Annotated in this window: 13 protein-coding genes; 4 read left to right on the forward strand and 9 right to left on the reverse strand. The window is 40.4% G+C overall.

What is annotated here, in order from left to right; translation table 11 throughout:
• The first annotated feature begins 36 nt into the window (after nt 1–36).
• The 4 genes from CH352_RS01835 to CH352_RS01850 are packed head-to-tail and all read left to right on the forward strand — an operon-like array spanning nt 37 to nt 3,337.
• On the forward strand, nt 37–855 hold the full coding sequence (locus CH352_RS01835) for an efflux RND transporter periplasmic adaptor subunit (protein ID WP_100706433.1): 819 nt from the start codon (nt 37–39) through the stop codon (nt 853–855).
• Nucleotides 856–2,103, forward strand: a complete 1,248-nt coding sequence (locus tag CH352_RS01840; protein WP_100706432.1) for an ABC transporter permease — start codon at nt 856–858, stop codon at nt 2,101–2,103.
• Complete coding sequence (locus tag CH352_RS01845; RefSeq protein ID WP_100706431.1) at nt 2,103–2,777, forward strand: ABC transporter ATP-binding protein; 675 nt, start codon at nt 2,103–2,105, stop codon at nt 2,775–2,777. Before CH352_RS01840 ends, CH352_RS01845 begins: the two co-directional genes overlap by 1 nt.
• Complete coding sequence (locus tag CH352_RS01850) at nt 2,774–3,337, forward strand: TetR/AcrR family transcriptional regulator (protein WP_100706430.1); 564 nt, start codon at nt 2,774–2,776, stop codon at nt 3,335–3,337. Before CH352_RS01845 ends, CH352_RS01850 begins: the two co-directional genes overlap by 4 nt.
• Here CH352_RS01850 and prfB read toward each other — a convergent pair.
• The 9 genes from prfB to CH352_RS01895 form a co-directional block, all read right to left on the reverse strand.
• Nucleotides 3,334–4,437 (reverse strand): peptide chain release factor 2, encoded by a 1,104-nt coding sequence (prfB, locus tag CH352_RS01855; protein WP_100706429.1) that lies wholly within the window; start codon nt 4,435–4,437, stop codon nt 3,334–3,336. The genes CH352_RS01850 and prfB overlap by 4 nt on opposite strands.
• Before the next feature lie 83 nt (nt 4,438–4,520).
• Entirely contained in the window at nt 4,521–5,366 is an 846-nt protein-coding gene (locus tag CH352_RS01860) for a hypothetical protein (protein ID WP_100706428.1), read from the reverse strand.
• Nucleotides 5,367–5,370: 4 nt separating this feature from the next.
• Nucleotides 5,371–6,642, reverse strand: coding sequence for a phosphoribosylamine--glycine ligase (gene purD / locus CH352_RS01865; protein ID WP_100706427.1), 1,272 nt, complete (start codon nt 6,640–6,642; stop codon nt 5,371–5,373).
• A 29-nt stretch (nt 6,643–6,671) separates the two neighbouring features.
• Nucleotides 6,672–9,320 carry a valine--tRNA ligase gene (locus CH352_RS01870; RefSeq protein ID WP_100706426.1) on the reverse strand — a complete coding sequence of 883 codons (2,649 nt, stop codon included), beginning with the start codon at nt 9,318–9,320 and terminating at the stop codon, nt 6,672–6,674.
• Between the two features lie 161 nt (nt 9,321–9,481).
• Nucleotides 9,482–9,862, reverse strand: coding sequence for an iron chaperone (locus CH352_RS01875; protein WP_100706425.1), 381 nt, complete (start codon nt 9,860–9,862; stop codon nt 9,482–9,484).
• A gap of 31 nt (nt 9,863–9,893) precedes the next feature.
• Entirely contained in the window at nt 9,894–10,631 is a 738-nt protein-coding gene (locus CH352_RS01880; protein ID WP_100706424.1) for a TetR/AcrR family transcriptional regulator, read from the reverse strand.
• A 268-nt stretch (nt 10,632–10,899) separates the two neighbouring features.
• The gene (locus CH352_RS01885) at nt 10,900–12,477 is read right to left on the reverse strand and encodes a cytidylyltransferase domain-containing protein (protein WP_100706423.1); all 1,578 of its coding nucleotides are present in this window, start codon (nt 12,475–12,477) and stop codon (nt 10,900–10,902) included.
• Nucleotides 12,452–14,011, reverse strand: coding sequence for a spiro-SPASM protein (locus CH352_RS01890; protein ID WP_100706422.1), 1,560 nt, complete (start codon nt 14,009–14,011; stop codon nt 12,452–12,454). The genes CH352_RS01885 and CH352_RS01890 overlap by 26 nt, the downstream gene beginning before the upstream one ends.
• Nucleotides 14,012–14,048: 37 nt before the next feature.
• A complete protein-coding gene (locus CH352_RS01895) occupies nt 14,049–15,041 on the reverse strand; it encodes a putative peptidyl-prolyl cis-trans isomerase (protein ID WP_243396306.1) in 993 nt (330 codons plus the stop codon).
• Between the last annotated feature and the right edge of the window lie 74 nt (nt 15,042–15,115).

Here is a 15,115-nt window from a genome sequence, read left to right on the forward strand (position 1 = left end):
AAATTGATTCTGTCCTAGTGATAGTAGGACAAGACTATGAAAATCTCTCTTCCATTCGATCGCTGGATCCATCAGATCAAAGAAAGATCTAAACTTCTGGTTTGGGGCATTCTTCCCTTAATCTTACTTCTGATCCTTTTTATTTGGAGGAGTAGGAATTCCGACGCGGACACTTCCGAGATCATCCAGGGCTCGATTGTTGAGTCCGTATATGGATTAGCGACAGTTAGCTCTTCGGAGGTGTATCATCTAAGGGTTGCGATACCTTCTGCCATTCGAAAAATTTATGTGGAAGAAGGAGATCAGGTCCAAGAAGGAACTCCTCTCGTGGAGTTTGACAGTTTTGGTATTATGAGATCTCCTTTTGCTGGAGTGGTGACTAACGTTGCCTACGAAACAAAGGAAACTGTGGTTCCCCAAACTCCGGTGGTCACGGTGATGGATCTCAAAAAGAGATACCTGACTGTATCTTTGGAAGAGAAGGGGGCAGTAAAAGTCAAAAAAGGCCAGAAGGTCCGAATCCGATTCGAAGCATTGGGTGATAAAAACTTCGATGGAGAAGTTAAGTCTGTATATCCTGCAGATGGACAGTTCCAAGTTCATATCACTCCTATTGGAATCCCTCCTGAGATCCTTCCTGGTATGACAGCCGATGTAGCGATAGAAACCTCGAGTAAAGAAAATGTAATATTAATCCCGATCAAAGGGATTAAGTCCGGAAGAATTAAAGTATTAGAAAATGGTAAAGTTCTTGTTAGAGAGATTGAGACAGGACTTGCAAATGGGGAATACGCCGAGCTCGTTTCTGGAGAAGTAAGTTTAGGAGATAAGGTACTTGTCCAGGAGGATAAGTAAATGTTGTTTATCGCTCTTAGGCAGATGTCTGCGCGTAAAAAACAAACTATTCTAACCTTATTGGGAATTATCTTTGGTGCGACGGCGTATATAGTCATCTCAGGGATCATGTTAGGTTTAAGGGAATATTTGATAGACCAACTCGTGAATAACGACGCTCATATACGGATTTCTTCCCAGGTAAAGATTATAGGCGAGAAGGATCTGGACCAGATACTTTTTCGCTCCAAGGAAATTCCTTTTTGGTCGGTTCCTCCTTCTGGTAGAAGGGATACTGAGCAGATAGAGAACCAGGCAGGATGGCAAAAGAAAGTTGCGTCCGATCCGGAGGTGGAAGCAAGTTCGCCACAACTTCAGATAAAAGTAATATATAGAAGAGGAAAAATTGCAGAAGCAGGAAGGATCATCGGTGTAAAACCTGAATTCCAAGCTAAAGTGGCAAGGATCAAAGAGAATATTATCCAAGGTGATTTTTTAGAAATTAAAGAAAGTGGTAACAAACTAGTGATCGGAGAAGGACTCAGGCTTTTGCTCGGTGCCAGGATTTCTGACACTGTTTACATCAGCACAGGAAAATCGGAACCGATTCCCTTTAAAATAGCCGCTTCTTTCCAAATGGGGAATAAGGCAATCGATGAGAGCACAGCTTTTGCGAATTTAGGAGACGTTCAAAATTTGAACCAAACTCCGAATCGGATTAGCGATATTGCGGTTCGTCTTAAAGATGTTTCGAGGGCGACTTTAAAGGCAAGAGAATGGGCCGAATCCGGAGATGTAAAAGTGCAAAGCTGGGAAGATGTGAATGCCACATTCATTTCCCTATTTAAAATGCAGGATGCAATCCGTTACGCTTTAGTTGGGACTATCCTCCTCGTAGCAGGATTCGGAATTTATAATATTCTAAACATTGTAATCGGACAAAAAAGAAGGGAGATAGCGATCCTTCGGTCCATCGGATACGAAGCAGGGGACATTCTGAAAATATTCTTGATCCAAGGTTTGATTTTAGGGATCGCCGGAGGAGTTTTGGGAATGAGTTTAGGTAACTTGATTTGCAGAAGGCTGGAACATGTTTCTTTTTCTAATCCTCTAATGCAAACTAAATCAGGCATGATGATGGTTTCATTTGCGCCTTCTATATATTTTCAAGCATTCTTACTCGCGTTTATTGCAACTTTGATCGCGAGTATTTTTCCGGCTAGATCGGCGAGTAAACTTTCTCCAATCGAGATCATTCGGGGGGAATAATGGGGATCATATTAGAAAACGTTAAAAAGAGTTTTGGAAAACCTCCTGCCGATGTCATCAAAGGGATCAGCTTAGAGATCAAAGAGAATGAATTCGTTTCTTTAACAGGAAAATCAGGCTCTGGAAAAAGTACTCTTTTGTATTTGATTAGCAGTTTGGATGATCCTTCCGAAGGTGTAATCAGCATAGACCGAAAAAAGATCAGTTCCTTGTCCCAAGCCGATCTGCATTCTTTTAGAAATCTTCATATGGGATTCGTATTCCAATTTCATTATCTTCTTCCAGAGTTTACAGCTTTAGAGAATGTTCTAATGCCCGCTTTAAAAGCGAGAAAACTTAAAGAAAAAAGGGAAGATGCAATTCGCCTTTTAAAACGATTCGATCTAGGGGATAAATTAGATCATATTCCTTCTAAACTTTCCGGAGGACAGATGCAAAGGGTTTCCATTGCGAGAGCGCTGGTGATGAGACCAAGATATCTTTTTGCGGACGAGCCGACCGGGGCCTTGGATTCTGCGAACGCAAAGATCGTAATGGATATTTTCAAGGATATCAATAAAACAGAAGGAACCACAGTGATCATGGTTACTCACGATCCTGATTTTGCTAAATCGGCCAAAAGGCAGATCAAACTTGTGGATGGTATGATCTCCAATGGAAAGACGGAAAGATGATAGAAAGAATTTTAGAAAGGACTTTTCTTCTTTTTTTATCTTCCGGTTTTGCAAAAACAAACACGGATCAGATCGCAAAACATATAGGTATTAGTAAAAGAACATTATATAAATATTATGATACCAAGGATAAGCTGATCGATTCCGTTTTTGAGCTGATGAGATCCAAGGTGCAAGCAAAGTTCGACAAGGTTTTGCAAGATAAGACCAAGGATCCTATAGATCGCTTAAAGGAGATCCTATTTTTCATTTCGGATCTTGGATCTAAGATGTCCAAAACGTTTGCTAAAGATATAGAAATGGTACGTCCGGATCTATTCGTGACTATGAGGGAGTTCCGTAAACAAAGGATATTGAGTTTAGCGGACCTTCTACGAGAAGGACAAAACGCAGGACAAATTCGAAAAGATGTAACACCTGAGCTGACGATCGATATTTTACTAGCCGCTGTAGATGGGATCTTAAATCCCACCTACCTATTCCAAAGTCCCTATTCTAATACCATGGCATTTGATGCGATCGTTACTATCTTCTTAGAAGGAGTTCAGGAAAAACATTAAAGAGTTTTTAAGTAAGCCATAATGAACGGCTCTATATCTCCGTCCATGACTGCTTGCACGTTTCCAGTCTCTTGATCTGTACGATGATCTTTTACCATATTATAAGGATGGAATACGTAAGAGCGGATCTGGCTTCCCCAAGAGATGTCTTTTTTCTCTCCGGATTTTTTTTCCAGATCATCTTTTAATCTTTCTTGTTCCAGTTCATAAAGTCTTGCTTTTAACATTTTAAAAGCTGTGTCCCTGTTTTTGATCTGGGATCTTTCGTTCTGGCAAGCAACTACAATACCGCTAGGAATATGAGTGATACGAACAGCAGAGTCAGTAGTGTTAACGTGCTGGCCGCCCGCTCCAGAGGAACGATACACATCTACTCGGATGTCTTTATCTTCTATCTTGATATCTATATCGTCGTCCAACTCCGGACTCACGTGAACGGATACGAAAGAAGTATGTCTACGTTTGTTTGCGTCGAAAGGAGAGATCCTCACTAAACGATGCACACCATTTTCGCATTTCATAAATCCGTAAGCAAAGTCACCTATCACGTGTATGGTGGCGTTCTTAATACCGGCTCCGTCTCCCTCTTGGAAGTCTACAACGCTGTATTGGTATCCTTTTTTGTCGAAGTATTTCAGATACATTCTGAAAAGCATCTCCGCCCAGTCTTGGCTTTCCGTTCCGCCTGCGCCTGGATGGATATTCAAGAATGCAGGCTTCATATCCTCCGGTTCGTTTAGAGCGCCTAAAAGTTCCAATCTTTCGAATTCAGTTTTTAGTCTTTGGTATTCCGAGCTGAGTTCGTCTACTCCCTCTTCTCCTTTTTCGTCGAAAGTGAGTTCTACCAAATCAGGAAAATCTAATATATCTCTTCTTATACTGACCCAAGGCCCCAGCTTTCTTTCTAATTCCGTCTTTTTTTGGCTGATCGATTTTGCTTGGTCAGGGTTATCCCAAAAAGTAGGCTCCCCGATGCGATCATTATAAGATTTGAGTTGATCCTGGTCTTTATCCAGGTTCAGTAGTTTCCAGCGATTTAAAAAATTCTCTTGAAGTTCTTTAGAGAGGCGCTTCAGTTCCTTGGCGTTCTTAACTTCCATTTCAGTCCAATAAAATATATAATATTAATCTAATTTGCAAATTTGCGGATTGCAGTCCGAGATCGTCCTGTAAAGGAGGAGAGTTATCGAAAGAGGAAATCTTCGCTTTCTTCTCTGGCTTCTTCCCAGCTAAATACTGTATCTCTAAGTTGAGGAGTGTTTCCTTCCACTGTGGAGACGAGCTGGTATTCTTCCTTTCTGCCAAATTCTTCCGGGAGTCGTTTTAGGACAAGTTTTCCGGAGCGGATCAGATCCAAAACATGCAGTAAGAATGGGTCTCTTTCGGAACGTTGTAGTTCCTTCATGGAAGAATAAAAAGGCATGATCCCTTTATAGAACCAATCCACGGTCTCATTTTTGCCTGGAGCCCAGAGTTGTTCCAATCGAATGGATTCCTCTTGGACTAAACTTTTGCCTTGGAAAGGTTTTTGCAGATGTCTGCATTGAAAATATAGTTCGTGATTGATCTCTCGCGGAAAGGTCCTGCCGTAACCTGCGCCGATCCATTCTAACCATGCCTTCTTCTCTTTACTTGGAAGTGCAGGTATCAATGCGAATAGATAGTTTTGATTTCGGAAAACTCTGGATTGTGCCAGAAAATCCAAAACTTCGTAGGGAATCATATAATGACCGGCTTGCCATTCGATTACGACCGGAACATTTTCCACATCCAGATATTCGTCAGGAGTTTCCTTTTGGACCACGTCACCGAATTGAGTGAGTATATAAATAAAAGATAATAGTTCTCTGCGCGTCATGGAACGGATCAGAGTATCCGAATCCAGTTTTTGTTTTAAGGAAGCGCGAATTAGATTGTACTGCTCTAAGGGATATTGATGAGGAGATAAAATGATCCCTAAATGTTTTTCTAATTTGCGAAGGTTGGACCTTTCGACTAAATCGATATTTCCGGAAACTAGAAATGGCATAAAATTAAAGAGCTTTACTCGCGATATCTTTACGGAAGAAAGTTTTGGAAATTTTAAAACCGCTTAGATAAGCATAAACCTTATCCACAGATTCTTTTAAGTCCTTACCGTAGGAAGAGATTCCTAGAATTCTTCCACCTGTCGAGATTAAGTTTCCATCCTTTTTTGAAGTGCCCGCATGAAAAACTACTAGATCTTTGCTATTCGTTTCAGGTAAATTTAAAGGAATATTCTTTTCATAAGAATCGGGGTAACCTTCCGCGGCCAAAACGACTACGGTGGATGCTCCGGGTCTCAAACCTATTTTTACATTGTCGAGTGCCCCTTTGGCAGACGCTTGGAAAATTTCAAGCAAGTCACCTTCTAACATGGGTAACACACATTGTGTCTCAGGGTCACCAAATCTACAATTGAACTCAACAACCCTTGGATTTCCTTTGGTATCTATCATTAATCCGGCATATAAGAGGCCTTTGTAAGGGTTTTCTTTTTTGCGGAAGATCTCAAATACAGGTTGAAAAACTAGAGTATTCACTTTTTCTAATGTTTCTTTGGTGACGATTGGGGCCGGACAGTATGCGCCCATGCCGCCCGTGTTGGGACCTTGGTCTCCGTCATACGCTCTTTTATGATCTTGAGCTGCAGGAAGAGTAAAATAAGTATTTCCATCGCTGATCGCAAAGATAGAAGCTTCTTGTCCTTCCATGAACTCTTCTATAACAACTTTGGATCCACTTTTTCCGAATTTATTATCTAAAAAGATCTCTTTTAAGGCTTGTTCAGCTTGAGAAAACTCGGTACACACGGTCACACCTTTACCTGCGGCAAGACCATCAGCCTTGATTACGATAGGTGCTCCCTCTTTTTGAACATAAGCAAATGCCGATTCATAATTTTCGAAAGAAGCATACTTAGCAGTTGGGACTCCTGCTTCTATCATTAAGGATTTTGCAAATTCTTTAGAGCCTTCAATTTGGGCGCAATAAGCAGAAGGTCCGAAAACTGGAACTCCTATCTCCGCCAACCAGTCTACGATCCCGTCTACTAACGGATCTTCCGGACCGACTACTACTAAATCATATTCATTTTTTTGAATGAAGTTTTGGACGGATGATTTGTTCTTCAGATCGAAAGAATTTGGGGCCAAAATTTCAGAATCTGGAAATCCTCCATTACCAGGAAAAACATGCAATTGGCTGAGTTTAGGCGACTGACGGAGTTTATACGCAATAGCGCTTTCCCGACCTCCAGAGCCGATTAAAAGGATCTTAGACATAATATTCCACCGCGGTTTCGTCCGAAAAATTAACCTAGCTTTTCCAAACCTTTTTGGAGAACTTCTTTTTTATCACGGACAGTTTTGAGTTTTTCTTTTTCTTTTTCGATCACATCCGGATTCGCTTTTGCGATGAAGTTCTCGTTCCCTAGTTTGGAGGCGAGTTTTTCTTCTTCTTGGATCAGCTTCTGTAATTCTTTATCTATACGAGCTTTTTCTTTTTCGAAGTCTATCATTCCTGCCAAAGGAAGAATAACTTCTCCGAAACGGAATGCACCAAGTGAGTCCGTTTTTTCTCCCGCATAATTAGCATTCACTTCTATACTTTCTAAACGAGCTAATTGTAAAATAGAGAATTCAAAATCTTTTACTGCAGAAGCAACAAGTGATTCCGAAGATTTCAAGATCACCTTGCATTTTTTATCCAGAGGAACACCGTTCTCCGCTCTTTGAATACGGATTTGGGTTACTACATCTTGTAGGATAATAGTTTTTTGAACGCCTTCATCGCCTGCGGAAACATTATAAGAAGTCGGGAAAGGAGTTTGGATCAAAAAATCTCCTTCGCTAAATACTTCGTAAATTTCCTCGGTTAAGAACGGCATAAAAGGATGAAGAAGTCCTAATGCTTTAATTAAAATACTTGCAAGTACTTGCTTTGCGATCTCTTGGGATTCCTCTCCCAGTTTTCCGTAAATTCGTGGCTTAACTAACTCGATATACCAATCGCAGAAATCTCCCCAAACAAAATCATAAATTTGAGAAGCCATTTCGAAAAACAGAAATTTGGAATATGCTTTTTCGTAATTCGCAAGAGTTTCATTGAACCTATGAAGGATCCATTTGTCCATCGGTTCTAATTTAGGACTGTACTTTGATTCCAGATCTTCTAATTTCCAATCTGCGTCCAAGTTCATTAGTATGAAACGACTGGAGTTCCAGATCTTATTGCAGAAAGAGCGATAACCGTCTAACCTGCTTTCGTCAAAAAGAACGTCTTTTGCTTCGGGTAAAGTAGCTGCTAAGAAGAAACGGAAAGAATCAGTTCCGTACTTATTCATCATGTCCAAAGGATCTATAACGTTTCCTATAGACTTAGAAAACTTTTTACCTTCTTTATCTCTTACGAGTCCGTGAATGATCACTTTTTGGAAAGGAGCCTTACCTAAGAACTTCTTTCCCATCATGATCATTCTTGCCACCCAGAAGAATATGATATCGAATCCGGTTACGAGTACGGAGGTAGGATAGAATTTTTTAAGATCTTCAGTATTCTCAGGCCAACCTAAAGTGGAGAATGGCCAAAGCTGAGAAGAGAACCAAGTATCTAAAACGTCAGTGTCTTGCTCTACTTCTGTGGAATTACATTTAGGGCAGTTGTTTATCTTTGTTTCGGAAACTTCTATATGTTTACAATTTTTGCAATGATAAGCAGGGATACGATGTCCCCACCATAATTGGCGAGAGATACACCAATCTCTAATATTGTTCATCCATTCGTAGAAAGTTTTTTCCCAAAGTTTCGGAACAAATTCGGTTTCTCCGGATTGAACTGCTTGGATTGCAAGTTCAGCCAATGGTTTCATTTTACAGAACCATTGAGTGGATAAGTAAGGTTCTATAATTTCTCCACCTCTGGAGTTATGACCGATGGAATGAGTATGTTCTTCTATCTTTTCGACCAGGCCTAAAGCTTGCAGATCATCAATTACTTTTTTACGAGCTACGAATCTTTCTAATCCTGCATATTTTCCTGTGTTCTCATTCAGAGTCGCATTAGGATTCATTACTAATAAAGGTTTAAGCCCTAATCTTTGGCCGGCTTCGAAGTCGTTCGGATCGTGAGCAGGAGTGATCTTGACGAGACCGGATCCAAATTCTTTATCTACGAAAGAATCAAATAAGAGTGGTATCTTTCTGTCAGTTAGTGGGAGTTCCAACTCCGCACCTTTTAAAGATTTATACCTATCATCGTCAGGATGAGCTGCAACTGCAACGTCCCCGAACATAGTCTCAGGTCTTGTCGTCGCAACGATCACATATTTGCCTGGTTGGCCAACAATCGGATAACGTAGATGGTAAAGTTTACCTTTTACTTCTCTATGTTCCACTTCCAAATCGGAAATTGCAGTCAGAGTTTTAGGGCACCAGTTGATGATCCTTTCTCCTCTGTATATTAAACCTTCGTCATATAATGTTTTGAAAACTTTAAATACTGCTTTGGACAATCCTTCGTCCATAGTGAATCTGGAACGGGACCAATCTACGGATTCTCCTAAAAGCCTTTGTTGGTTCTGGATCATTCCACCTGAGTGTTCCTTCCATTCCCAAACTCTTTTTTCGAATTCTTCTCTGGTGAAATCGGTTCTCTTTTTGCCTTCTTTTGCGAGTTCTCTTTCTACAACTACTTGAGTTGCAATCCCTGCATGGTCAGTGCCCGGAACCCAAAGAGCGGATTTTCCCTTTTTACGTTCAATACGGATCAGAATATCTTGGATAGTATGATTAAGTGCGTGACCGATATGAAGGCTTCCGGTCACATTAGGAGGAGGAAGAACGATTGTAAAAGATTGCTCTGCTTTGAGGTTTGGCTCAAAACTTTTCTCTTTCTCCCAGAGAGAGATCCATTTCGGTTCTACACTGGTAGGTTCGTAACGGTCGCTGATTTGTTTCTTCATAGCCTTCGTTCGGATAGAATTTTCCGCCAAAGGGTGAGGTCAAGTCGTACTGATCCCATAATTAAGAGAGAATATTCAATAAAAAGGCCCTAGAATGATTCCAGGGCCTTTAAACCTAAAGATCTGTTTTATAACGAGATAGTTAGAAAGGTATTCGTTCCTTAGTGTAAGGTCTTTTTAAGCAATGTTTTCAAATAAGAAGAAGGAAATTTCTCCTTATCCTTAATGATCACGCAACTCTTGCCACTTTCCAATTTTGGAAACTTGGCACGAAATGCCCTTACAAAAGATTCTTCGCAGAAATAGATAGAAAGATGGCTTTTATGGTTCGAGAATGCGACCCATCGCCCATTCCTTTCGAAAGTAGGCATACCATATTTCAGACTTTCTCTCAGATCGGAAAATTCTTCCCGGATCGAATCCACCAAATCCATTAATTTTTCACTCCTTACGGAAGGAGTTCTTTCTAAATAGTCCTCCACGTCCGGATTAGAATTGGAATCCAATCTGGGGAGTGTGGGAACTAATGCATAAAGTAGCATATAATTTGTCCTAGGGGCAGGACCCTATCACTTAACCTGCGTTCGCAACCAATGGTAAAGGTTCCAAGCTTGGAGCAGAAACCGCACCACCTTTGAAAAGTTGAGCGAGCTCGCTCCAATCTTCTCTGCTAAAATAATCTAATCCGCCGTCCGGGCAGCCGAGCAGATCTTCTATCGTTTTGTGATAAGAAAGCATCAGATCGTAGATATCGGCTTCGGATTCTTTACTTCTTCCTAAAAGATAGAAAGCAACTTTTTCCCCCAAAGCATCGCTTAGATCAAAAATGATGGAAGTTAGATGATCCGCTCTCAATGCACTTTTGAGCGATTCATCCTGCTGGCCTTCTACTATTAAAGAAGCAAATAACGGAAAACTTAAGTCCACGGATTTGCGTCTGATCTTATCTCTTAATTGAAGATTGCTGGCAGAAAAAAGGGACTCGAGAAGGAAGCGAACTTCTTCCGATTTACCTTTTTTCCAGTTTCTTGCAACTATGAGTGCCCTGCGGAGTTTATCCAGGCCGGTGCCTTCTGATCCCAAATCTCCAATCTCTACTTGCATCGCAGCATGCGCTTCTTTCGCGAATTGCACTGCGATCTCTTCTAAAAGTTCTTCTTTGGATTGAAAATGGTGGTAAAAGGTTCCTTTAGCTATATCTAAAGCGGATAGAATATCCTGAATGGATGTTGTTTCGTACCCTTTTTCGAAGAATAGCCGTCTGGATTCGTTGAGAATTCTTTCTTTTGTGGAGATTTTTGCTGGGATCATTGTGGTTCCTCCTGCTAAACCGACGGTCGGTATAGACCATTAGTCGGTTTTGACAATACATCCGACTATGCGTCGGTCAAACGTATTTCTAAACATACTATAAAAAAATCAACAAAGGAAACAAATAAAATGAAAAATGTTTCCTGACTTTCTGGCGGAAAATCCGACGGTCGGTCGAATGGCTTTCCGGTCCTGGGATTTTGTTGTATGAACCGCGGAATCTAAATTTCGCGGATTGCACTGCCGATGGGCAGGCACGTTAGTTATCTTATAACGAATCTATTTTATTGAGCAGAAGTTTATATCCATTCTCGCCGACTGTCTTTGTCCCTAAGGAGAAGTCAGTCTTCTGGTTCAGATCAGTAAATGGAATATTATATTTTTCTAAAATTTTTGAAAGTTCTCTGTGTATCGGAGAAATGGAGAAAGTCACAGAAGGTATCTTTAAATACAGAGCCTCGAATACACTTTGACCGAAATATCCTAAAAATTTTTCAGAAGATCTCAATGTTTGTAAATACTGGACTCTTGAAAGTCTTGGAAAATATTTTATCTCATTTGTCCCTGGAGGAGTTCCTCCGATCCGAATTCTTTTTTTGGAAGAATTTCGGATCAGAAATTTATCTATATTATTTGATTCTTCTTTTCCTAGGTTTCCTGCGTAACAAAAAATTTCGTATTCTTTATGAGGATTTTTTTCCCCGCTTGTTGCAGAAGAAATCAGATTCGGAGGAATTAAGATCTGTTCCCAATTAAAAACAGGATCGTTTTGTGGATGAGGAAGAAGGTCCCAAAAATCATACTTCTCCTTATCTTTTCCGAAATGATCTAAGAGCAGTACTTTTGTTTTTTGATAAGAGATGGGGACTTCTATATCTCGATAATCTATTAGGAGAATATCATATTCCCCGTCTTTAGGAAATATTGATAACCATTCAGGCTCCCAACCTTTATAAGGCAGAAAAGAATACAAAAGAGAAGTCCTGGAAAAATGTCCTGAACCGAATTCTTTTGCGGGGGCAACCAATACTCCGATTCTTCCTTTAATCGTTTGGTATGGAGAAGGGAGATTAAATCTTACCTGAGGAACATCCAGATTCTTTTGGAATAAAGAAGGCTCTTCCTTCTCCCATTCTAAAAATTCTTTCGTATTAAAATTGCCAATCGACTCGAAAGATTTTCGAGAGATTAGATCTGAGATTGTTTCAAAATCTTCAGGAGTGTCCACTGTCAGTCTGAAATTCGACAGCCTGGAACCTTCTTCTTTTGTTAGTAAGCTTGGTATTGCAGTGATCTTGTATCGATTCGGATCTTCTTTTATGTGAATGCTTACATGCTCTTTATGTCTTTCCTCTTGTTGTGAATCCGAAAGATCTATAAGTGCGGAAGCTCTGAAAACTTCTCCTCCTGTTCCAAGAGGCAATCCTTTGAAATATGCCAGATCCGAATCCGATTCTATGAATGTTTGGACGAGTAGATCTAAGTGTGTTGTATCGTAAAACGGATTGTCCCCGGTCAGTCTTAGGATCGCATCTGCATCGAATTTTTCCGCAGCAAGAATATATCTTTTACGAACATCTTCCAGCGGCCCGGAGAAATGATTCATTCCATTCTTCTCCAAAAAGGATTCGAGTTCGGAATCTCCTTCTGGGATCAGATAAACGATCCTGGAATTCGGTAAGATCTTTAAAACGCGAGAATGGATATGATCTAAGATTGTTTTATCCGAATTGGAGGGAATCGGACGGATTACTTTTTTAGGGAATCTAGTAGATCCGGTCCTCGCCTGTATAAAAGCGAATAAAGAACGGATCTTAGGTTTAGGCGTTGAATGTATACCACTCATCGCAGGAAAGGCAAGGGGCAGGAATTGCTTCGTGTGCTCCTTTCGCAGAAGAAGTGAAGAATGGATTTCCTTTTGCCCAAATTTGTTCCAAAAGATCTTTGTTTAGATTTCCTATGGAATGTTTTTTAGAGCCTGGAGTTTGTTTGCAGATAGAAACTTCTCCATCTGCGTTCAAATAAAGATCTCTGGCGATATGCCAGCAGAAGTCTCTTCCTAAAGGTGTCAGATCTGAAGCTCTGCGTTGAGGAAGAATGTCCGAATACGAATTATACTTTTGTAAAATGATTTCGTACCCTTCTTTTTGTGCCTGTTCATACCAAGAATCTAACTCCGAGTCTATATCTTGGATTTTTAGGAATTGAAGATGGATAGAAGATTTAGGTAGAACCAGAGAAACTGCTGCCAGATTTTGTAAAACCTTGTCCAGGTTGTCTTTCCCATAAAGTTTAGAATAGGCTCTTTTGTCTCTGGTGGTCAGGTTTACGATCAAGCTGACCTTCTTCTTATCTTCTTCTTTTAAAGAAGAAAGAATTTTTATAAAACCGGAAAGATCGCCGTATAAAGCGGATTCTATAAACAATTCTTTTAGATTGGGAGATGCCAAAGTTTTTTGGACCAGTTCTGGGAAGTTTGGATGGAGTGTAGGTTCTCCCAATCCACCAAAACATACGCTATAAGGAAGTCCTAATATTTCTGCCTGAGATAAAAGTTTCTCTAATACTTGAGGATCTAATATTATATTATCTTCTTCCGGTTTTAGATTTTGCCTTGGGCAGAAATTACATTCGTATTCGCAGCCTCTGTACAATTCTACTTCATAATAACTTGGAGCTGAACGGAATATTTCAGGACGTGAGATTAGGAAGGATTGGATCTCATCATACTTCCAGTTTTCCTTCTCCTTTAAAAAAGAAGATAGAAGTCTGAAAGATCTAGGATTGTTTGCAGAGAAGTCCAATCTCCATTGTCTGAGATCCGGAGAAGTGTAAAAAATTTCCGTATCGAATTGGTTGATATTTTTTGCTAAGAAGTCTTGAGTTCCACCTGAGTAGCCGTTAGGTAAACTTCTGACAAATTCCCTGGAAAGAATTCTGGGCACAATTCCAGCAGGAAGATTTTCGGAATAAGAATATTGGGCCAGATACTTTTCGTGACGAAGTATCAATTCTTCCGTAAGAGTGGAGTCCAGCAAAGGTGCAAATCCGTCGAAAACAAGGAAGCAAGTCTCGTCCCATTCCGGATCTCCTGTTCTGGAAGCAGGGAGTGCATCGCAGATCTTGGAGAAAAATTCAGTTTCCGATCCGGATTCTATCATTATAAAATCAGAATATTCTAATTTGTTGCATATCTTCTTGGAATCGTCGGCCGATCCGAGTTTCCGATTGGAATAGACAGGAATTCCTTTTAAAACGGAGGATAATTTTTTAAGAGTAAGCTCTAAATAGAAAAGCTGGTTCCCCTGATCTATATTTCCTTTTACGGAAATAAGATCTTCTTTCAGATAAAATACGACTGCTTGGGGGGGATATTTCATATTCTGTTCGGATCTGTTTCGCTGTAGATTTTGGAACTTAATCTAGGGTGAAGGTTTCTTGTTGGTCCGGGATCTTGTTCTCTTTTTTATAAGCGTCATCGAAGATCTGTATCGGCACAGTGGACCTGGATTCTCTTACCCATTTTATAAAATTTTCGTCTTCTTTTTCTCTGCTAAGAAGATTAACGATCCCTTGGCGAACGTTTTCTAAAGGTGTCGGTCTTTTACCTTCTACCTTGACGATACAATAACGTTTTCTTTCATCTCTGAATACTTCTGAAATGGAACCGACTGGAACAGAAGATAATGCCACAGCAACAGAGCGATTCGTTTTATATAATTCGAAAGAAGAGACCCAATCCATAAGTCCTTTTCTGGCTCTTAAGTTTGCATCCGTATTTCTAGGAGAACCCGCGATCAATCCGAAGGAGCTAGGATCGGATAGAACATTCTTTTTGATCTCAGTTGCTTCTTTGTGGATCCTGGATTCTTCCGTGATGGAATCATTGGCAGGAGTGACTGCGATCTGTCTGTATTGGACTTCGAATCCGACCTTCTCTCTATTCTGAGCATACCATGCACGGATATCTTTATCCGAAGGTGGGTGATTCGGAACCTTGTATTGCATTAGCTGAGTTTTTTTGATTTGGTAAGGAAGTTCCGTATACCAAAGCTCGTAAGACATTCCTGAGCTGGACTCGACCGCTTTTTCGAATTGTTTACGAGAAGTGATTCCCATAAATTCCATTCTTTTTTCGATCTCGCTCTCTAACCTTTTTTCATTCACTTGGATGGATTCGTCTTCTGCGATGGAATCCACTACCGCTCTATCGATTAAAAAATCTATAATACGAGTGCGCAGAGATTTTCTCATGTCTTCGTTTTTGAGATACTTGGTAAGTTTTTGGTATTTATCTTGAGCGTCGTCGAAATCCAATTCGCTGATGGATTGGTTTCCAATGGTTGCGATGATCTTATTCAAGGATTCGGCTGGTCGGATCTCAGAAGTGAATACACTTAGGGAAACTATACCGGAGAATAAGGCGAGTTTACGCGAAAATGAAGCTGAGGATGCGGGAAAAATTCCTAACACAGGGAAAAGGA

The sequence above is a fragment of the Leptospira hartskeerlii genome (genome assembly GCF_002811475.1).
GTDB lineage: Bacteria > Spirochaetota > Leptospiria > Leptospirales > Leptospiraceae > Leptospira_B > Leptospira_B hartskeerlii.

Excerpts from the sequence above, each read along its gene's own strand:
- CH352_RS01845 (WP_100706431.1), top strand. The coding sequence starts at position 2,103 with ATGGGGATCATATTAGAAAACGTTAAAAAGAGTTTTGGAAAACCTCCT.
- CH352_RS01870 (WP_100706426.1), bottom strand. The coding sequence starts at position 9,320 with ATGAAGAAACAAATCAGCGACCGTTACGAACCTACCAGTGTAGAACCG.
- CH352_RS01835 (WP_100706433.1), top strand. The coding sequence starts at position 37 with ATGAAAATCTCTCTTCCATTCGATCGCTGGATCCATCAGATCAAAGAA.
- CH352_RS01885 (WP_100706423.1), bottom strand. The coding sequence starts at position 12,477 with ATGAGTGGTATACATTCAACGCCTAAACCTAAGATCCGTTCTTTATTC.
- CH352_RS01840 (WP_100706432.1), top strand. The coding sequence starts at position 856 with ATGTTGTTTATCGCTCTTAGGCAGATGTCTGCGCGTAAAAAACAAACT.
- CH352_RS01880 (WP_100706424.1), bottom strand. The coding sequence starts at position 10,631 with ATGATCCCAGCAAAAATCTCCACAAAAGAAAGAATTCTCAACGAATCC.
- CH352_RS01875 (WP_100706425.1), bottom strand. The coding sequence starts at position 9,862 with ATGCTACTTTATGCATTAGTTCCCACACTCCCCAGATTGGATTCCAAT.
- CH352_RS01860 (WP_100706428.1), bottom strand. The coding sequence starts at position 5,366 with ATGCCATTTCTAGTTTCCGGAAATATCGATTTAGTCGAAAGGTCCAAC.
- purD (WP_100706427.1), bottom strand. The coding sequence starts at position 6,642 with ATGTCTAAGATCCTTTTAATCGGCTCTGGAGGTCGGGAAAGCGCTATT.
- CH352_RS01850 (WP_100706430.1), top strand. The coding sequence starts at position 2,774 with ATGATAGAAAGAATTTTAGAAAGGACTTTTCTTCTTTTTTTATCTTCC.
- prfB (WP_100706429.1), bottom strand. The coding sequence starts at position 4,437 with ATGGAAGTTAAGAACGCCAAGGAACTGAAGCGCCTCTCTAAAGAACTT.
- CH352_RS01890 (WP_100706422.1), bottom strand. The coding sequence starts at position 14,011 with ATGAAATATCCCCCCCAAGCAGTCGTATTTTATCTGAAAGAAGATCTT.